Here is a 21415-nt window from a genome sequence, read left to right on the forward strand (position 1 = left end):
TAAAGGTAGTCATGTCATGCTGCTCAAGATTAAACGCAAAATATCTTCACTGGGATCTGAATTAGTTTACAGATTAGCACTTTTAAAACACGCTGCTAATTTGCCTGTACTAGAAGCAAGCGATCGCAAAATTCTTGATGACCTTAAATGTGATGGTATTCATATTACCACACTTGCTGAATTGGGATTCGATTCAACAGCAGAATTGCTCAAGGCAGCTTATGGTTATTCGTCCCAAATGGAATCTGGCAATCATGACGATTCAAAGGAAACATTTCCCCAAGTTTACACAGTTACATATTTACCTGAATTTGCTACTTGGGGAAGCGAAAAAAGGCTCCTAAACATCATTGAAAACTACATTGGCCTGCCAATCATTTTTCATGGTGTACATCTCCGCAAAGATTTCCCTAATAAAAATCAGTTTGGTACACAACTATGGCATAAAGATGCAGAAGACCGCCGCATGATCAAAATCATTATTTACTTAAATGATGTTGAAGAAAAGCACGGGCCATTTGAATATATCCCAGCCTCTTTAACCTCTTTATTTAAATTAAACTATTACCGTACTTACTACAAGCTTTGGCAATCTGGTCATTTAGGTATCACCGATGAAGAACTAAATGAAATTATCCCGAAAGAGGCTTGGAAATCTTGTATAGGATCGGCAGAAACAGTCATTATTGTCGATCCCAAAAAAGCCATACATCACGGTACATCACGCACTGAAGATAGGTTAACTTTATTCTCGTGCTACACTTCTACTTATCCCGATCGTCCAGAAGTTTGTACTCAATATCGAGACAATACTTTTCCCCAACCAAAGTTAACTGAACCAGTCAGTAATAGCGCCATATAGTTCAATACAGTTCAGTTAAGCTTTTTTCTCTCCCCCTGCTTCCCCTGCCTCCCCTGCTCCCCCTGCCTGCCTTAACAGATAAATTTGCTTAACTGAACCGTATTGCCATATAGTTCAGTTAAAGCAAGCTGCTTGTTAATCTAAAAATCTGCTCAAGACTATTTTTGATGAGATTTCTAACAAGTTAAGTTTTCAAATTTGCCAAGTTTTGTTATCGTCAATATTCCTATCAAGGTTATTCATTCATGATCTTCACTCAAACTGCACTCAAAGACGCATTCATCATTGATTTAGAAGAAAAGCCAGATCATCGTGGTTTTTTCGCTCGGTCTTTCTGCGCTCAAGAATTTGCAGCACATGGATTAAAGCCAACAGTTGCCCAATGTAATCTGTCTTTTAATTATAAAAAAGGCACTATCCGGGGAATGCACTATCAAATTCTACCAGCAGCAGAAACAAAATTAATTCGCTGTACTAAAGGCGCAATCTACGACGTAATTATTGATATGCGTCCTGAATCTCCTAGCTTTTTATCACACATTGGTGTAGAGCTAACCCCAGAAAATCGCCGCGCTTTGTATGTTCCAGAAATGTTTGCTCATGGCTATCAAGCGCTCACCGATGAAACTGAAGTTGTATATCAAGTGGGTGAATTTTACACCCCAGGATATGAAAGAGGTTTACGCTATGACGACCCATTTTTTAACATTGATTGGCCTCTAAATGTGACTGAAATCTCCGAGAAAGATTTAAATTGGCCTTTGTTGAGAATGATGACTGTTGGCGGTACAGCTTCCAGATAACTATAGCAAGGGACTGGGGACTGGGTGAAAAGCCTTTTTGTGTCTAAGTTTTATCGTCTGTTGATGTCCTAACCACCTTGACTGTTGCTATATATAGCGATCCTAAATGAGATTGTGAAAATTTTTGTTATGGTCGTCCTTTGTCATTTGTGATTACAAAGAACAAATGACTAATGACTGCCAACTATAACATCTAGCAAAAAACCAGTTAGTAGCTGTCATTAATGAAAATGTACTTAATGTTTAGCCGTAACGAATTATTAAGTGCAAAATTATCGAGAATTTGTAACACAACAAACAGTTCCAAAAAGGAGTTTAGTTCATGATTATTATCGATCGCGCCTTACAAGCCCGTGCAGCAGCAGGAAATCCTATCAAGGTGGGAATGATTGGTGCTGGTTTTATGGGTCGAGGAATTGCCAACCAAATTGTCAATTCAGTGCCAGGAATGGAGTTAGTTGCTATCTCTAATCGTCAGATTGGAGCAGCGAAACAAGCTTATTCGGAAGCAGGAATTGAAGATATTCAAGTTGTTGCAACTATCAGCGAATTAGAAAATGCGATCGCTAACGGTAAGTATGCAGTCACAGAAGACACTAAGTTACTGTGTCGGGCTGAAGGCATCGATGCATTAATCGAAGTCACGGGTGCAGTGGAATTTGGCGCTCAGATTGTTATGGAAGCGATCGCCCACCGCAAACATGTGATTATGATGAATGCCGAACTCGACGGCACCATTGGCCCTATCCTGAAAGTGTATGCTGACAAAGCAGGTGTGATTCTCAGCGCTTGTGATGGCGATCAGCCAGGGGTACAAATGAACCTTTATCGCTTTGTAAAAAGCATTGGTTTAACTCCCTTATTGTGCGGTAACATTAAAGGACTCCAAGACCCCTATCGCAATCCCACTACCCAAGAAGGATTTGCTAAACGTTGGGGTCAAAAGCCCCACATGGTGACTAGCTTCGCCGACGGAAGCAAAATTTCCTTCGAGCAAGCGATCGTTGCCAATGCCACAGGCATGAAAGTCGCCAAACGGGGAATGTTGGGATATGACTTCAGCGGTCATGTCGATGAAATGACCCAGTTATATGATGTTGAACAACTTAAAGAACTGGGCGGCATTGTCGATTATGTAGTTGGAGCAAAACCAGGCCCAGGCGTATATGTATTTGCCACTCACGACGACCCCAAGCAACGCCACTATCTCAACTTATACAAATTAGGCGAAGGCCCACTTTACAGCTTCTATACTCCTTATCACCTCTGTCATTTTGAAGTTCCCTTGTCTGTAGCGCGTGCCGTTTTATTCGGTGATGCCGTTATGTCTCCACTAGCAGGCCCGCTAGTAGATGTTGTTACCACTGCCAAAATCGACCTGAAAGCAGGAGAAACCTTAGATGGCATCGGCTACTACATGACCTACGGACAATGTGAAAATTCCGATATCGTCCAACAGCAAAATCTTCTACCAATTGGTTTAGCTGAAGGGTGTCGCCTCAAACGAGATATTTCTAAAGATCGAGTCCTCACTTATGAGGATGTAGAATTACCTGAAGGCAGACTTTGCGACCAATTACGAGCCGAGCAAAATGCCTATTTCGCTCCAGAGAAAATCTTAGTAGCAGTTGGATAATATCGGTTCTAAAAATATTCACAACAAATGAATTAGCTGTAGGGGCGTACAGCTGTACGCCCCTATATGTTTGTCGCCAGAATTTCATCAAGAGGATAGGAAGTTATACTGCTGAACACTAAAGTTGTTGATAGTAATATCAAGTCCGGGTAATTAGTTATGATTTCCACAGTCATTGCACCCCACCCCCAACCCCTCCCCGCAGGCGGGGAGGGGAGACAAAGCATAGCTTTGGCGGGGTGGGGTTCTTGAGGTTTAATGAGTAACTAAGCGGACAGGATAGTAACTTGCTGGGGAGCGTTTCAACAAACCCGATCGAAACTTTAGGTCAAATTTCATGAAAATTGCTCTCGTCCATGATTATTTAACCCAGCGAGGTGGGGCAGAGCGTGTGTTTGAACTGCTTTGTAAGCGCTATCCCGAAGCAGATATTTTCACATCTTTGTACGATCCCCAAAAAACTATCGATCTAGGCGATCGCATAGTTAATACAACCTTCTTACAAAAGATTCCTGGTGCAGCAAAATATTTCAGGTCGATGGCTCCTCTATATTTTCCTGCCTTTCGTGCCTTGGATTTGCAAAACTACGATTTAATTATTAGTAGTAGCACCAGCTTCGCCAAAGCAGTACGAAAAAATCCTAATGCCCACCATATTTGTTTTTGTCATAACGTCACCCGTTTCTTATGGGATACAGCAACTTATTTAAGAGAGTACGGGGACTATAGATATTTTGCTCCTTTAATCGAACAAGTATTTCAAGTCATGAGAAAGGTAGACTTGAAATATGCACAGGAGCCTGACCTTTACATTGCTAATTCCAGTGTTGTTGCCCGCCGAATTGAAAAGATTTATGGCAAAAAGGCAATGATGGTGAACTATCCAATTGATACTAGTAAATTTGTTTTTTCAGATATAAAAGATGAATATTATCTGGCCTCCGCCCGGATGATCGGTTATAAGCGACTTGATATAATAGTCGAAGCTTTTAATTGGTTGGGGTGGCGGCTATTAATATCTGGTGACGGGCCAGAACTAGCACGGTTAAAATCCAAAGCATTACAAAATATTGTGTTCTTGGGACACGTAAGTGATAGAACCCGCAAAGACTTGTTTTCCAAAGCCAAGTCTATTATTGTCGCAGCCTTAGAAGACTACGGATTAGTTCCAGTAGAGGCTAACGCTAGCGGTACACCAGTCATCGCTTATGGAGCAGGTGGAGTATTAGATACTCAAATACCAGGTGAAACAGGAGTCTTTTTCAAAAGACAAACACCCGAATCTCTACAAATTGCATTACTAGAAGCCAACGGCATTTCTTGGGATTACGATCGCATCCGTAATCATGCAGTAGCAAATTTTTCAGAAAATGCATTCTTTGGCAAGGTTGAGCAAATTATCAATCAAGCTTGTGGCGTGCAGCAATTATTCATTTGATTTCTGAATTTTCCACTATCAGATTACCTATTTATTTGCTCTCTCCTCATTGGCGGTTCGTAAAAAAATAGGTATTTTTCGGAGAATCTCTTAGCGTAAGTCTTGAAGACAAGGATATAAAAGTGGTTCAAACTAGTCTAAATCCTCATCTAGCTCCAGCTTCTGAAAATGAACCAAGTTACGGGCAAATGTTTGCCGTATTTGTGCGGCGATTTCCTTGGTTCTTAGCAGTATTAATTAGTTCTATTGCTATTGCCAGCATAGTAACTGTAAAAACAAAGCCTACTTATAAAAGTTCTATGCAACTGCTAGTAGAACCTAACTATCAAGGGAAAACGGAAGGTGGTGCGGGGGTAGACAATCAGTTTACTGACTCTAACGTGGTCATAGATACTGCCACTCAGCTTAACTTGATGCAAGGTTCAGGACTCATCCAGAAAGCAGTTGATAAACTTCAGTCTAATTATCCAGATATAACTTCAGCTGAAATTAAAGCTTCTTTGGTTTTAACTCAAATCAGGAGCAAAGAAGATAATGTCGCTACTAAAATCTTTCAAGTTGAATATACTGCTGGAGATCCTGAAAAAACCCAAAAAGTTTTGGATGCAATTCGACAAGTTTATCTGGAATATAACAAACAACAACAGACTTCGCGTTTACAAAAAGGTCTACAAATCATCAGGGAACAGTTAAGTAAAGCTAGTGAAGAAGTAAACGCATCTGAGACAAATTTACAAAGATTTCGTAGAAATCAGAACTTAATCGATCCAGAGTCACAGGCCAAAGCAATTGAAACAGCTTTGAATAATCTTTCCCAAGAAAGACAGACAACTCGCGCTCAGTATGGAGAAGCTTTAGCACGCCAAAAATCTTTAGAAGAACAACTTAATCGTTCTCCCCAAAATGCTCTAGTTGCTTCTCGTTTGAGTCAGTCTACTCGCTATCAAGGCTTACTAAACGAAATCCAAAAAAGCGAATTGGCACTAGCACAAGAACGCTTACGCTTTACAGATCAAACTCCGAGCGTGCAAAAACTGAAAGAACAGCTTCAGGGCCAGAAGGAATTATTGCAACAAGAGGTAGGAAGAACTTTAGGCGGAAAATCTGCTGGTGCATTCACGAATGGAGACTCTCTTCTCGAAAAAGGACAGCTGGGCCAAATCGATCTCAGCCTTGCTGGCCAGTTAGTAGAAACGCAGACAACTATAGTTGCTTTAACTGCTCGCGACCAAACTTTGGCTCAGAAAGAAAACGAGCTACGTTTGGAAATCAAACGCTTCCCGCCTCTGTTGGCTTATTACAATCGGATGCTACCGCAGCTGCAATTTAGCCGTGAAAGGTTAGAGCAGCTTTTAAGAGCAGAACAACAATTGCGACAAGAACTTTCCAAGGGTGGGTTTAATTGGGAAGTGGTGGAAGATCCCCAAAAAGGCGCACAATTAGGCCCCAATCTCCAACAGAATTTGCTGTTAGGTGCTGTGGTTGGCTTAATGTTAGGAGGCATTGCTGCCTTTCTTCGCGAATCGGCTGATGATGCAGTTCACACCACTGCTGAATTAGAGAAGCAAATGGCCATGCCGTTGTTGGGAACAACTCCCAAGTTACCGCCGGCCAAACCCAGAGAATCAATGATCAAGTTGCCTTTTGGCAAGCCAGAAGTTCTCGCCCCCTGGACGATTCAGGTATTGCAATCTCCACCGCGTTGGGAATCGCTGGATCTGATTTACAAAAACATTGAACTTTTAAATACTGTTACTAATTTAAAATCTTTGATGATTACCTCGGCTTTAGCCGATGAGGGTAAATCAGCTTTGGCGTTGGGTTTGGCAATGAGTGCTGCTCGTTTACACAAAAGGGTACTGCTGATTGATGCCAACTTACGCGATCCCAGTTTGCACCATCAACTGAATCTTCCTAATGAGCAGGGACTTTCAACTTTATTGGCGAGTGATACAACTCTACCCAACCAAATTAGTCTTCAATATTCAGGTTCCGCCTACATCGATATTTTGACTGCTGGCCCCAAACCTAACGACCCAGCTAATCTGTTGAGTTCCCCGCGGATGATCCAATTAATGACAGCATTTGAGGAAAACTATGATTTGGTTCTGATAGATGCTCCCCCAGTTCTCGGTTTGGTGGATGCCATGCTTACCGCATCATCTTGTCGTAGCGTGATTATGGTGGCAAGCATTGGTATTGTGACGCGAAGTCAGCTTAATCAAGCGACAGCTATGCTGAGTAAGTTAAATCTAATTGGGGTTGTAGCTAACGGGGTATCAAATAGTAGTAATTACGTACCCAATATCAAACAACAGCAATTGGCTCTGCGTCAAGCTGTAGAAAAGTAACTAGTACGGCTAGATGATAAATCCCCGACTTCTTAGAGAAGTCGGGGATTTTGCGTTTTGGATTTTTTCTCGTTTTTAGCCTCTGGTTAGAACCAGATTTTAGATATTGTCTCATTGTCTGGTTCCCAGTCGGAGACTGGGAATGCCGTCCTAGAGGCTTTGCCTCAAGACTTGCGGCAGAGCCGCAATGATGTGCATTTCCAGCCAGAGGCTGGAAACGAGGTTTGAAAAGGGTTTTAGCTTAAGTTGACAACAATGGGAAAAACCAGCCCTAACAACCAGAGGGTCAGAAGCCTTGTCCAACGCTGTCTCCCCCCTACACCCTTCTTTTTCACAGCAATGATTCGTGAATTGCCTCTACGTTTTGATGAACCAAATTGAATTTTGTCGCTATCGGGAAGAATTCAGTATATTTATGCTATCTTTATGAATTTTCAGAGAAATCACTGACTCTTTAAAGAATAAATAAAGAAGTTATTTGAGCGATCGCTATTTCTACAGAGTCTTATATTCTAGAGATTAAAGCACCTTCATAAAGGCTAGAAGACAAGAGCAGACTGGTTTTTAAATCTATCGAGACAATGAACACCTCAGCGTAATTAAACGTAGATATAGATTCATGGGTAATTTCCCTCTACACTTCTCTACTGTCAGTAGTTTCCGGAAAATCAAGATTTGCCCATGAATGTTAATAGTAGCAGTCCTAAATCATTTGTGAAATATTTTTGGAGTTGGCTGTCATTAGTCATTAGTCATTAGTCATTAGTCATTTGTCCTTTGTCCTTTCTTATTTGCAATTACGTAGACGCGCCAGCGGCTTCCCGCAGGGTAGGACAAATGACCAAGGACGACCATAACAAAAATTTTCACAATTTCATTTAGGATTGCTACCTATGTAATTAGTATCTGTCTAATTTGTAAATCTCTACACCAGCAGAATTCTACGCAATATGTGCTTGGCTGAATGGCAAATACTATAGCATATTTTTGCCGTCAATTCTCTCCAACTTTTTGGACTTACAACAAGATTCGGATTTGGGTCTTTGGCATTGATAGCCTTTGATAACGCCTCAGTAATTCACTTTTGTATAAACCCAAAGACATTATGACAACTTCAATAATTCCAACTTTAGAGAATTTATATGATGTAACCCAGTCACACCAAGATAATCGTGGGTACTGCACACTTCTGTGGCGGCGGGGTAAGCTGTTGGTGAAGCCGCTTGGAGGAGTGAAACAACCATACCTGGCTTCATTAGATAATAAGCGATCGCTAGTAGAATGCTTACAACATTCTCCAGTAAGTTTGGTCAGCATAGATCCAAAATTGGGTGAGACTTTACTCAAATTTTGGGCAGATGCCTGTCAAGCAGCTCAAAAACCAATATTCCTAAGCATACCCGCTGACAAAAAACTTCCTAACCAACCTTTGAGACAATTGCAGCGAATAATTGATTGGATTGCTGCTTTCGTATTGCTGCTATTAGTAAGTCCAGTCATGTTGGGATTGATTGTATTAATGCAGGTTTACTCGCCAGGGTCAATTTTTTGTTATGAATGGCATGTTGGGGAACGAGGTAAATTCTTTCAAACGATCGGCTTTTGCACCCACAATACCACACCGCTAGGACGTTGGATGGGTAAATACAATCTCGACAATCTGCCACAGTTATTTAACGTGCTACGGGGTGACATGAGTTTAACCGGATCTCGTTGTTGGACTTTGGAAGATGCAGTACAGCTAAATAAATTACCAGAAATTACAACTTCCTGGGAAGTAGAGGCACAGTCTCATCTGTTACATCTGGATAGCCAAACTCTGTAATTTATCGGTGCGGTAATTGATGATTTCATTTATCGCACTGAGGCTCAAAAAAAATTATTTATGTAGCATCCAATTCTAGATAATTAGTTTTCCAAACGCGATAAATTGCATCTCTACATCAGGGTTTTGTTACTCATTCTGAACTCTGTATCGATTTATAGATGTCTATCTACCTTGCCAAACTATTATGAGAAAATTCATGAATTTACAGCTTCCTCAACCACTCAGTAATCTGCTCAAAGCTAGCAGCTTTTGGCAGGACAACTATTTGATATTGCGAGAATTTAAACACTTTCGCAAAATTGCAGTTTTAGCTCTGATATTCTCAATTTTGGCGGCAACTTTTGAAGGTGTAAGTATTGGTTTCTTACTTTCATTTTTGCAAAGTTTAACTAGTCCCAACGCTCAACCTGTCCAAACAGGAATAGAATGGTTCGATCTTTGGATTTTGGGAGCCAAGACATCAGCAATTAATCGTTTGTATCGCGTATCTTTGCTGATTTTATTGAGTACTTGGTTACGTGCCACCTTTAATTATTTTTCTCAAGTTTATACTGAATTATCTCAACTACATCTTGCCGATCGCTTACGCAAGCAAATTTTTGAACAGTTACAATCATTATCGCTAAGTTACTTTAGTAAAACTCGTTCTGGCGAACTAATTAACACAATTACTACAGAGATTGAAAGGATCAGACAAGGTTTTAGTGGCGGAGCTTTTTTAGTAACTAGAGGACTCACAACCTTTGTTTACTTAATATCAATGTTTTTGATTTCATGGCAATTGACGATAATATCAGCATTACTATTTACACTTTTAGGTGTGGGGTTGTCAAATCTGAATGCTAGAGTCAGAGAATCAAGTTTTGGCATGACAACTGCTAATGCTAATTTTACATCAACAGCCATAGAATTTATTAATGGCATTCGCACTGTTCATTCCTGTGGTACTCAAGAATTTGAGCGTCAGCGTTACTATAAAGCTAGCGATAAGGTAATAAGTAGTACAACAAAGGTTGTATTTACCTGGACACTTGTGAAGCCAATTGCCGAAGGGGTAGCGACTACGGTATTGATTGGAATGATTATTTTGGCATTCACTAGTCTTGTCACTAATGGAACGCTACAAGTTGCTTCTTTGCTAACCTTTTTCTTTGTACTCTTTCGCTTTATCCCATTTGTTCAAGATATTAATGGCACAAGAGCATATCTTAGCACTTTACATGGTTCAGCAGACAATATTAAAAATCTGTTGACAAGTGATGAAAAATATTACTTTCAAAATGGCAGAGTTAAGTTTCAGGGATTAAAGAGGTCAATAGATTTAGTATCTGTGGATTTTGGCTATGATGATGAAAATTTAGTGCTGCATAATATTACCCTGACGATTGAAAAGGGAAAAATGACAGCGTTAGTCGGAGCATCTGGTGCTGGTAAAACAACTCTTGCTGATTTGATTCCTCGATTTTATAATGCTACAGATGGATATATTTACATTGATGAAATCGAAATCCGGCAGTTTGAAATTAACTCTCTCCGTCGCAAAATAGCTGTTGTCAGTCAAGATACTTTTATTTTCAACACTAATGTTTGGCAGAATATTGCTTACGGAACTCCAGAGGCGACAAATGAGGAAATTCAAGAAGCAGCTAAACTAGCGAATGCATTAGAATTTATTTTGGAAATGCCCGAAGGTTTTGATACCCAATTAGGAGATCGGGGTGTTAGGTTATCTGGAGGACAAAGACAGAGAATTGCGATTGCACGAGCTTTACTACGGAACCCAGAAATTTTAATTTTGGATGAAGCAACTAGCGCCTTAGATTCGCTATCTGAGCGCTTAATTCAAGATTCATTAGAAAAGCTATCTGTTGGGAAAACAGTAATTGCGATCGCTCACCGTCTTTCTACTATTTCTAAAGCAGATAAAGTTGTAGTTTTAGAACAGGGACGGATAGTAGAGCAAGGTAAGTATCAAGAACTATTGGAACTAAAAGGTAAGCTTTGGAAATATCATCAAATGCAGTATGAACTAAGGCAGCCAGATTAGAAACAACATCTAATTACCAAAGTCATTACAACATATTCATCGGCTGTATATCTTTACAGCCGTAAATCACTAATATGTATCAATAATTTTGCCAAACTAATAGTCAAATAATAAGATTTCAAACACTTATTATTCCTATAGATAAGTTATTAAAGTTCGTCCTATATACTTAAAAATCATAGAAAATATGTCCCAGGAAATCTTTGACAAAGACCTAATTTATCAATGTTCAAGTTTCGGTGTCGGTGGGAGTGGAGGTGTTGAAACTTATTTAGCTTCTCTGTTTGAACATCGGCCACCTGATGTTAGCGATCGCGTGTTAAAATCGCTTAAAAATATCGATCAAAGTCAGTTCAAACTGCTACACATCCACAGTGCAGATTTGCTATTACAGCTTACAGGCGAATGTCCTGCTATCTTCAGCGTTCATAATCACTCATTTTACTGCCCTAGCGGCACAAAGTATTTAGCAGAACAACGGACAATCTGCGATCGCAACTTCTCTTACTTAGGATGTACCTGGGGTAAATTAGCAGATAAATGTGGTAGCCGTAGACCTTTAAGAACTCTTAGAGAACTTCAAACTACTCATCAGTTTTTAGATGTCTTGAAAAGGCTAAAAATTACTTTCATTGCGAATAGCGAATATGTGCGCCAAGAGTTAATTAAAAACGGTGTATCTCCCGAACAAGTTATAACACTACATTGTGGAATCTCTATACCAGAAACAGCAAGTTCACCCCTAAGCTTGGAAGTACATCAAAATCATCGAATTTTGTTTGCTGGACGAATTGTTTCTGATAAAGGTCTGGAATGGTTACTCAAAACCTTAATACATACAGATCCAAAAATTCAACTTGATATTGCAGGTGAAGGTTGGGAACGACCACGGTTAGAAAAGTTAGCAAGCACACTCGGATTGAATCAACGAATCACTTGGCATGGTTGGTGCGATTCAGATAAATTAGATAAACTTTATCAACAGTGTTTTGCAGTCATCTTTCCTAGTGTTTGGCCTGAACCTGCTGGTCTTGTAACTCTAGAAGCATACTCTCGTTGTCGTCCTGTAATTGGTAGTGCAGTCGGAGGAATTCCAGAACATTTACAAGATGGAGAAACGGGTATTCTTGTTCCCAGCAATAATATCCAAAAGCTGGCTGATGCTATTAATGAATTGTATAGAGATTATCAAAAAAGCCGATACATGGGTGAGCAAGGTCATACTTTATTGATGAAGGAATTTACAATGGCTGCTCATGTAAATAATCTCCAAACAATTTATGCAAAAACAATAGCTGAATTTCCTTCCCAAGCGAACAAACTATATAGTATCTCTTCAGTTCAAGAAGCTGAATTTGTTAAAAATATCAAATAGTGCATCTTTTACTTAGAAAATATCAAGGGAGAAAAATATGTCATTACATCAAGAATGTCAACAACCTTTAGTCAGCGTTGTTATCCCCACCTATAATCGACCAGACTATCTCAAGCAAGCGATCGCAAGTGCAATAAAACAAACTTATCAAAATATTGAAATTATTATTTCTGATAATTGTAGTTCCGAAAATCCCCAAGCAATTGTCGCATCTTTTGGTGATTCACGTATCAAATTTTGGCAGCATCCGCAAAATATGGGAATGTTAGCTAATCAGCAGTATGGCTTTAAAATGGCGCAAGGTAAATATGTTGCTAGTCTACATGACGATGATATTTGGCATGAAGACTTTTTAGCAAAGCTTGTACCACCACTAGAAGCTAATTCTGATTTGATTCTCGCTTTTTCTGACCAATACATTATAGATGCTAATGGTATAATTAATCATACTGGTACTGAAGAAAATACACGCGCTTACAAGCGAGATAAACTAGCAAAAGGAATTTATAAACCTTTTTTCAAAATTGGATTGGTAGATAAAAGTATACCTACTGCTGCATCTTGTGTAATTCGCAATAATTTGGTGGATTGGTATAATATTCCTTCAGAAGTTGGTGGAATGTGGGATTTATATTTAACCTATCTATTTTGTATATCTGGTTATGGTGCTTACTATTGTCCTGAAAAATTGACGCGATATCGCGCCCATGAGCAAACTGATACTATGCTCAGTGGTAGTCGAGATGTGCAAGCAAAAATTCGTAAAGCTAAAAGCGAAATGTTTTGCTATCAAGTATTTATGGAAGACCCTCGGTTACAGGAATTTAGAACTCATTTTCAGCAGAAATGGTTAGAAGCTAATACTACTTTGGGAATTGGTTTGCTACGAAGCGAACAGATAGCCGCAGCACGCCCTTATTTTTGGCAAGCGCTGAATCAACAAAAATTTAATGTGCGAACTATGGCAGCACTTAGTCTTAGTTTTACGCCGCGATTTTTAACAAGTAAGTTAATCGGGGTATCGAAATAATATCTCAATATCTCTGAGTTGAGGAATTTATTTGTTAAAAAGACCTCTTGCATAAGTCGAATAGACCCCACCCCCCTTAATCCCCCCTTATAAAGGGGGGAAACTTGAAATCTTGTCCCCTCCCCAATACATACGGGGAGGGTTGGGGAGGGGTAATTCAAGGATTTTATCCTTAAGGAAATAGTGTATGAAACTTTGTATTGTTACTCATAAAATAAAAAAAGGTGATGGTCAAGGACGGGTAAACTATGAGGTTGCGAAGGAAGCAATTCGTCGCGGTCATCAATTGACATTATTAGCTAGTGAAGTCGCACCAGAACTAGAAGAAAATAGCCAAGTCAATTGGGTTAAAATTCCAGTCAAAGGCTATCCTACAGAATTTGTGCGTAATTTCATCTTTGCCCAAAAAAGTGCAGATTGGTTACGTAAACATCGCTCTGACATTGATTTAGTTAAAGTCAATGGAGCAATTAATCTGGCCGCGGCTGATGTGAATGCTGTACATTTTGTCCACAGTTCATGGTTGCGATCGCCTGTTCATATTTCCCGCAACCGCCGCGATTTATATGGTTTTTACCAATGGCTATTTACGGCTTTTAATGCCCGTTGGGAAAAACAAGCTTTCCAAAAGGCGCAGGTTGTGGTGGCTGTATCTGAAAAGGTAGCCCAAGAATTAGTCAATATTGGTGTACCGCGTTCTCGAATTAAAGTAATTGTTAATGGCGTTGACTTAGAAGAATTTACCCCTGGCCAAAGCAATCGCCAAAAATTAGGTTTACCGGAGAATGTCACCCTAGCCTTGTTTGCTGGAGATATCCGCACACCCAGAAAGAATTTAGATACAGTACTGCACGCCTTGGTGAAAGTACCCGATTTACATTTGGCGGTGGTAGGTCATATCGAAGGTAGTCCCTTCCCACAACTAGCAGCATCCTTGGGGTTAAGTGGACGCGTGCATTTTGTCGGATTTCGCCGCGATATCCCCGAAATTATGCGGTCAGTAGATTTATTTATTTTTCCTTCCCGATATGAAGCTTGTAGCCTCGTATTGTTAGAAGCACTTTCTTCAGGACTACCAGTAATTACTGCCACAGCTACCGGGGGTGCAGAGTTGGTGACACCAGAATGTGGCATCGTCTTAACCGACTCAAATGATATCGAAGCTTTGGCTGTGGCGATGATGTCCTTGGTAAGTGTAGATATGCTCATGCAGCAAATGAGTCAAGCTGCTCGTTCTGTGGCAGAACAACACAGCTGGACTACTATGGCACAAACTTATGTGGATTTATTCGAGGAGTTAAGCAAGAATGCGGAACACCGTTCTGATACCGACTTATCGCCGTCCACAAGACCTCTCACGCTGCCTTTTGGCGCTACAGGAGCAAACTAAACCAGTCGATCAGGTGATAGTGGTTGTCCGCGATACGGATGCAGAAACTTGGCAATTTCTGGCGCAATACACAGCGCACAATTTGCCACTGCATACCGTGAAAGTGACACAACCGGGGGTAGTAGCAGCTCTCAACGCCGGACTCGCAGCAGTGGAGGGCGATATTGTTTCCATTACTGATGATGATGCCGCACCCCACCCGGATTGGTTAGAGCGGATTGCAGCTTACTTTACCTGCGATCGTCGCCTCGGCGGACTAGGAGGGCGTGATTGGATATACCACGGCAGCAAATTAGAAGATGAATCCCGCCCAGTAGTGGGACAGTTGCAATGGTTTGGGCGAGTCATTGGCAACCATCATCTGGGAGTGGGAGAACCCCGCGAAGTCGATATTCTCAAGGGCGTGAACATGAGTTTTCGTACCCAAGCTATCGGACAACTGCGCTTTGACGAGCGGATGCGCGGTACTGGAGCGCAGGTACACTTTGAAATGGCATTCACCCTGGCATTAAAGCGGGCTGGTTGGAAGATCATTTACGATCCTCGCGTTGCTGTAGATCATTTTCCGGCACAACGTTTTGATGAAGATCAGCGAAATAATTTTAATGAAATTGCCTTTATTAATCTAGTCCATAATGAAACCTTAGTTTTATTAGAGCATTTGTCATTTTTCCGCCGGATTGCATTTTTGTTCTGGGCAGTATTTGTGGGTACGTGCGATAGTTTGGGCTTAGTACAATGGCTGAGATTTTTACCTACCCAAGGGCAGTTGGCAGGGAAAAAGTTATTAGCATCTTGGCGTGGACGTTGGCAGGGATATAAACAATTCGTAATTCGTAATTCGTAATTTGTCATTTGTCATTTGTCATTCGTCATTGTAGATTGATTATTTCATTTTGAATTCTTTTGAAGCCATTGGGTTTACTTATGCGTAAATCTAAAATCCAAAATCTAAAATTGAATGAATTCTAAGCAGATACTTTTCAATAGTTTTTTACAAGAAAACTATTCTCCCGAAGAGCGATCGCTACAAGGTTGGATGGCGATCGCAGGCTTTATATTACTAACTGTAGTTTGCTATTTTGGTGGTGTTACTGCCGGATTGCGCCTAATTTTCCCAGCGACAGCTTTAGTAGTAGCCTTATTTTTATACTTGCGGCATCCCATTCTCTACATTGGCTTTACCTGGTGGATTTGGTTTCTCACACCCTTAGCAACTCGCTTAGTTGATTACCGGGTAGGATGGGATGCTAGCCGTCAAATGCTCATAGCACCCTACTTAGTGGTGTTTATTACTATAGCAACATTTTTGCGACACTTTACCCGCGCTTCTCGCCAAGGGGGTTTGCCGTTTGTTTTGGCTTTTATCGGAGTTTTTTATGGCTTTCTCATCGGTCTAATTTACAACGCACCTATTCCTGTAGCACGCGGATTGATGGATTGGCTCAGTCCGGTTATTTTCGCTTTTCACTTATTTATCAACTGGCGAGATTATCCCAGCTATCGCCAGAATATTCAGCGAACATTTCTCTGGTGTGTGTTAATTTTAGGAACTTATGGCGTATATCAATTTGTGGTAGCTCCTGAGTGGGATAGGTACTGGCTCATCCAATCAAAATTATTCATGAGTTCTGGAAACCCTGTACCTTTCGGGATGCGCGTCTGGAGTACATTACACTCAGTCGGCCCCTTTGGTTCTGTTATGCAGGCTGGGTTACTGTTATTATTCACCGGTTCAGGAAGCTTAATTTTTCCGGCTTCAGCTGTTGGTTACTTATCTTTTCTATTAACACAAGCACGTACTAATTGGGGAGGCTGGTTATTTGGAATAATTATGATTATGGGTTCAGTCAAAGCCAAAATTCAAATGCGCTTAATTACCATAATTGTGGTCATGGCTATTTGTGTTGTGCCATTGACAACTATCGAACCAATTGCTGGAGTAGTAGCAGCACGTTTTGAAACTTTTTCTAATATTCAAGAAGATGGCAGTTTTAAAGATAGATCGGGAACTTACGACAGAAATCTTGGTTTAGCCCTTTCTAATGGTCTAGGTAACGGCTTAGGAAATATTTGGAAAGTCAACGAAAAAACTGGTCAAATTGAAGTAGTAGTAATTGATAGTGGCATTTTAGATATGTTTTTCACCCTTGGTTGGTTTGGAGGCATATTTTATATGGGTGGATTAATCTTTTTGATTATTACTGTTAGCAGTTATGGTGAAGGTCGTTTTGATAGTTTTCTCAGTGCTGCCCGCGCCATTGGGATCAGTTCTGCTTCACAGTTAGTTATCGGTAGCGGGATGTTGAGCGTCTCAGGAATGATTCTTTGGGGATTTTTAGCTATGGCTATGGCAGGACATAAGTACTATAGCAATCCTCAGATGTTCTCCAATATTCCTAACTTCTCTAAGAAATCGAGAATCTCATAAATCTTATCACTTAAATAGGACTTTTATAGATTATGAAAGTAATTATTGTTATGCCACTGGCCGAGCAACGAGGCGGTGGTGAAATGATGCTTTGGGATTTGGTGCAGCAGGGACGTAATGCTGGTGTTGAGTGGCTGGTGATATTTTTAGAATCCGGCCCGATGGTCGAACAAGTAAAGTCTCTCGGTATTGATGCGCGAGTTGTAGAAAGTGGACGTTTACGCCAAATCCACCGTTTTATTGGCGCTGTTTTGCGGATAGCTGCGATCGCCCGCCGCGAACGTGCAGATATAATTGTCAATTGGATGTGGATCGTGCATATATCAGGAGGTTTAGCGGCAATGTTGGCAGGGTTGCCTGCTGTGTGGTATCAACTAGAAGTACCTAGCGATAAAACTTGGTTGGTGCGACTCGCAACTTTAATCCCAGCGCGGGCAATTATCACTCTTTCTCAAGATGGCAAGCAAGCACAGGCAGAGATTTGGCCCCACAGACCAACACCTTTGGTTTATCCTGGTGTCGCATTAGACCGATTTGAGCCGAATGCTTTACCAACTCTTGAAGAAGCACGGCGAAAATTAGGCTTACCTTTACACGGGCCTTTGATTGGAATTGTGGGACGATTGCAACGATGGAAGGGAATGCACGTATTGGTGCAAGCAATGCCCAAAATTTTACAGAAGTATCCTGATGCTCATTGTGTAGTGGTTGGCGGTAAGCACGATTTGGAACCAGATTATGAGGACTTCTTGAAAGCCGAAATCACCGCTTTGGGCTTGAAAGACCAAGTAATTATGGCTGGACTACAGCGTAATATCCCGGAATGGGTGCAAGCAATGGATGTATTTGTTCATGCATCGGATAAAGAACCCTTTGGAATTGTGATTATTGAGGCGATGGCGTTGGGTAAACCTGTAATTGCTGGCAGTGCAGGCGGGCCGACAGAGATTATTACCGATGGGATGAATGGACTATTAACACCTTACGGCGATGCGGATAAATTAGCGATCGCAATTCTCCGCTATCTTGACGAGCAAGAATTTGCCCAGAGTGCAGGAATAGCTGCTAGACAACGCGCCCTCGATTTTTCAACGCAGAATTATGCCCAAAATTTTATTAGTGCAATTCGTTCTGCAATGCCTAGCCCTCTATCACAAAAGTTTTGATCGGTTTGTAGTAAGCACTTTAGTGCTTAAAAATTCAGGACTAAAGTCCTTACTACAAACGCATTTATACTTCGTAATTAATACCCTCTATGCATCTGTCCAATATAAAAAATATTTATGCAAAAGGGACTAAATCAATGTTGATTGATAGCCGCAAATTACCAATAGATGAAATTATCAATACGGAAGTTTGTATAGTTGGTGCTGGCCCAGCAGGAATTACACTCGCAAGAGAATTAATTGGGCAAGACTTTCGAGTGTGCTTACTAGAAAGTGGTGATTTGGAATTTAATCAAGAAACTGCATCTCTTGGTGAAGGTGAAACGGTTGGAGATCCTTTTCCACCCTTACAAGATATGCGCCATCGTCAATTTGGTGGAATGGCTAATGTCTGGAATATTGAAATTAATAAAAATCAACTTGGTCTGAGGCACGTGCCGTTAGACGCAATAGATTTTGAAAAACGAGATTGGGTTCCATATAGTGGCTGGCCTTTTAGTAAATCTCACCTCAATCCATTTTATGAGCGCGCGCAAGCAGTCTGTAAACTCGGTTCTTTTGCTTATGAAGCTGAGGCTTGGGAAAATGCTCAATCTCCTCGGATACATTTCACAAGTGACCGAGTTACTACCAGTATGTTTCAGTTTGGCCCGCGCGATATTTTCACCAATGAATATCGCCATCAAATCAATAAATCTCCTAATATAACTACATTCCTCAACGCCAATGTGGTAGAAATTGAGGCAGACGAAACAACTCAAACAGTGAAGCGCGTGCAAGTTGCTTGTTTATCTGGTAATAAATTTTGGGTTGTTGCAAAAGTATTTATTTTAGCCACAGGTGGGATTGAAAACGCGCGTTTGTTATTACTATCAAACAAAATTCAAAAGAATGGATTAGGCAATCAACATGATTTAGTGGGTAGATTCTTCATGGATCATCCATTTATTCGTTGTGGTCTGCTTGTTCCCCAAAATCGCAAAATCTTTAATTCGATGGCTTTGTATGATTTACGCCGCGTGAATCATGTTACAGTCATGGGAAAATTTGCTCTAACGGAACAAGTAATGCGCCGCGATAAATTACTAAATATGACCGCGTTGTTATATCCCAGAGATGAAAGGTATAGATCGGCTGCAAAGGCTTCTGCAAAAATTTTGTTCTCTTCAGTTCGACAAAGACAGTTACCTAAAAATATGTTTCAGCATTTGCAAAATGTCATTACGAATATTGATGATTTAGTAGCTGATTGGTATAAATATAATCTTAAAAAAGAATATTTATTCCCTGATTTAAGTCATGGAGGATGGTCTGAGCGTGAAGGTAATGAACAGAAATATACAAAGTTTGAAGTTCTCAGCCAAACTGAACAAACCCCAAATCCAAATAATCGGGTGACACTCAGTAATCAACTAGATAAACTGGGTTGTCCGCAAGCAAAATTAATTAATTATTGGAGCGAAATAGATATTTGCAGTGTGAAGCGATCGCAGTTAGTATTTGCACAAGAGTTTGCTAGCGCCGGACTGGGTGAGTTGCAGATTGAATTAGATGGAGATCGTCCAGTTGCTTCTCTTAGTACCCATCATAATATGGGAACAACGCGTATGCATCACGACCCAAAACAAGGAGTAGTCGATGCAAATTGTCAAGTTCACGGCATCTCTAATTTATTTATGGCAGGTAGCTCTGTTTTCCCTACAGGAGGCTATGCTAATCCGACGCTGACCATTATCGCCTTGGCAATTCGATTAGCTGACCATCTGAAAGCTGAATTGTCTCACTAAGTATAACTTTGTGTAAAATCGTCACGTTTTAGATGTAGCGATCGCCTGCTTTTAGTTTAAACTCCAGTATAAAGCAACTATACCAGGAGTTGCCTATCTGTTATTATCAGTTCTGTTCAAGTCAGATAGAAATTATTCTCGGAGATCAACAATGGGCAAGAAATATGATGTTTATGGTGTAGGTAATGCTTTAGTAGATATAGAATACGAAGTATCTCCAGAGTTACTACAAAAGCTAAAGATTGATAAAGGTGTAATGACACTTCTAGATGAAGACAGTCAAAATCATATTTTGGAAAATCTCAAAAATCTTCATTGCCATAAGAGTTGTGGAGGGTCAGCAGCAAACACAATAGTGGCAATTAGTCAACTAGGAGGAAAAACTTTTTATTCCTGCAAAGTAGCTAATGATGAATTTGGAGACTTTTACATCGAAGATTTAGTCAACTCTCAGGTAGATACCAACTTAAAAAATGGCGATCGCCAATCAGGAATTACAGGTAAATGTTTGGTGTTAGTAACTCCCGATGCAGATCGCACCATGAATACATTTTTGGGAATTACTGGAGAATTTTCTACACAAGAATTAGTATCATCAGCGATCGCTGATTCAGAATATCTATATATAGAAGGATATTTAGTGGCTTCTCCCACAGGAAAAGAAGCAGCTATAAAGGCTAGAGAAATAGCTGAAAAAGCGGGAGTAAAAACTACCATGTCCCTATCTGATTACAACATGGTGAAATTTTTTAAAGATGGTTTATTAGAGATCATTGGATCTGGTTTAGACTTGATTTTTGCTAATGAAAGTGAAGCATTAGAACTAGCAGATACAGAAGATTTTCAAGTAGCTGTAGACAAACTAAAAACCCTGAGTAAGAAATTTGCCATTACTCGCGGTTCCAAAGGTTCAGTAGTATTTGACGGTCAGAAATTAATCGAAATCGCTGCACCTCAAGTAAAAGCTGTAGATACAGTAGGAGCAGGAGATATGTATGCAGGAGCTTTCCTCTATGGAATTACCCAAGGTATGAGCTATGAAGAAGCCGGAAAATTAGCATCGGCCGCAGCTTCTAAGATTGTTACATCCTATGGGCCAAGATTAAAAACTGAGGAGTTAAAAGCATTAGTTATTGCTTAGAGGATGTTTGAAAAGTATCGTATAGCATATTAAATTTTGACATTACCCCCCCAACCCCCCTTATAAAGGGGGGCTTTAAGAAACTATTTCCCCCTTATAAAGAGAGGCTTTAAGAGACTATATCCCCCTT

The 21415-nt window shown here is 40.4% G+C and carries 15 protein-coding genes; all 15 read left to right on the forward strand.

What is annotated here, in order from left to right; genetic code table 11:
* The first annotated feature begins 16 nt into the window (after window positions 1–16).
* Entirely contained in the window at window positions 17–862 is an 846-nt protein-coding gene (locus RMX89_RS10270; protein ID WP_322688857.1) for a phytanoyl-CoA dioxygenase, read from the forward strand.
* 245 nt (window positions 863–1107) lie between these two features.
* Window positions 1108–1665 (forward strand): dTDP-4-dehydrorhamnose 3,5-epimerase, encoded by a 558-nt coding sequence (gene rfbC / locus RMX89_RS10275; protein WP_322688858.1) that lies wholly within the window; start codon window positions 1108–1110, stop codon window positions 1663–1665.
* 322 nt (window positions 1666–1987) lie between these two features.
* Window positions 1988–3301, forward strand: coding sequence for an NAD(P)H-dependent oxidoreductase (locus RMX89_RS10280; RefSeq protein ID WP_322688859.1), 1314 nt, complete (start codon window positions 1988–1990; stop codon window positions 3299–3301).
* A 337-nt stretch (window positions 3302–3638) separates the two neighbouring features.
* Complete coding sequence (locus RMX89_RS10285) at window positions 3639–4739, forward strand: glycosyltransferase (RefSeq protein ID WP_322688860.1); 1101 nt, start codon at window positions 3639–3641, stop codon at window positions 4737–4739.
* A gap of 122 nt (window positions 4740–4861) precedes the next feature.
* Window positions 4862–7090: a polysaccharide biosynthesis tyrosine autokinase gene (locus RMX89_RS10290; RefSeq protein ID WP_322673810.1), complete on the forward strand. Its 2229-nt coding sequence runs from the start codon at window positions 4862–4864 to the stop codon at window positions 7088–7090.
* Between the two features lie 1105 nt (window positions 7091–8195).
* A complete protein-coding gene (hepC, locus tag RMX89_RS10295; RefSeq protein ID WP_322688861.1) occupies window positions 8196–8915 on the forward strand; it encodes a heterocyst development glycosyltransferase HepC in 720 nt (239 codons plus the stop codon).
* A gap of 199 nt (window positions 8916–9114) precedes the next feature.
* Window positions 9115–10965 (forward strand): heterocyst formation ABC transporter subunit HepA, encoded by a 1851-nt coding sequence (gene hepA / locus RMX89_RS10300; RefSeq protein ID WP_322688862.1) that lies wholly within the window; start codon window positions 9115–9117, stop codon window positions 10963–10965.
* 187 nt (window positions 10966–11152) lie between these two features.
* The gene (locus tag RMX89_RS10305) at window positions 11153–12340 is read left to right on the forward strand and encodes a glycosyltransferase family 4 protein (protein WP_322683740.1); all 1188 of its coding nucleotides are present in this window, start codon (window positions 11153–11155) and stop codon (window positions 12338–12340) included.
* Between the two features lie 37 nt (window positions 12341–12377).
* Entirely contained in the window at window positions 12378–13370 is a 993-nt protein-coding gene (locus RMX89_RS10310) for a glycosyltransferase family 2 protein (protein ID WP_322673814.1), read from the forward strand.
* Between the two features lie 187 nt (window positions 13371–13557).
* Window positions 13558–14760 (forward strand): glycosyltransferase family 4 protein, encoded by a 1203-nt coding sequence (locus RMX89_RS10315; protein WP_322688863.1) that lies wholly within the window; start codon window positions 13558–13560, stop codon window positions 14758–14760.
* Entirely contained in the window at window positions 14678–15607 is a 930-nt protein-coding gene (locus RMX89_RS10320; protein WP_322688864.1) for a glycosyltransferase family 2 protein, read from the forward strand. Before RMX89_RS10315 ends, RMX89_RS10320 begins: the two co-directional genes overlap by 83 nt.
* A 114-nt stretch (window positions 15608–15721) precedes the next feature.
* Window positions 15722–17191, forward strand: a complete 1470-nt coding sequence (locus tag RMX89_RS10325) for an O-antigen ligase domain-containing protein (protein WP_322688865.1) — start codon at window positions 15722–15724, stop codon at window positions 17189–17191.
* A gap of 32 nt (window positions 17192–17223) precedes the next feature.
* Window positions 17224–18357 carry a glycosyltransferase family 4 protein gene (locus RMX89_RS10330; RefSeq protein WP_322688866.1) on the forward strand — a complete coding sequence of 378 codons (1134 nt, stop codon included), beginning with the start codon at window positions 17224–17226 and terminating at the stop codon, window positions 18355–18357.
* A 137-nt stretch (window positions 18358–18494) separates the two neighbouring features.
* Window positions 18495–20144, forward strand: coding sequence for a GMC family oxidoreductase (locus RMX89_RS10335; RefSeq protein ID WP_322688867.1), 1650 nt, complete (start codon window positions 18495–18497; stop codon window positions 20142–20144).
* A gap of 151 nt (window positions 20145–20295) precedes the next feature.
* On the forward strand, window positions 20296–21285 hold the full coding sequence (locus RMX89_RS10340) for an adenosine kinase (protein ID WP_322688868.1): 990 nt from the start codon (window positions 20296–20298) through the stop codon (window positions 21283–21285).
* The last annotated feature ends 130 nt before the right edge of the window (window positions 21286–21415 follow it).

It is taken from the genome of Nostoc sp. DedSLP04, from assembly GCF_034530775.1.
Taxonomy (GTDB): domain Bacteria; phylum Cyanobacteriota; class Cyanobacteriia; order Cyanobacteriales; family Nostocaceae; genus Nostoc.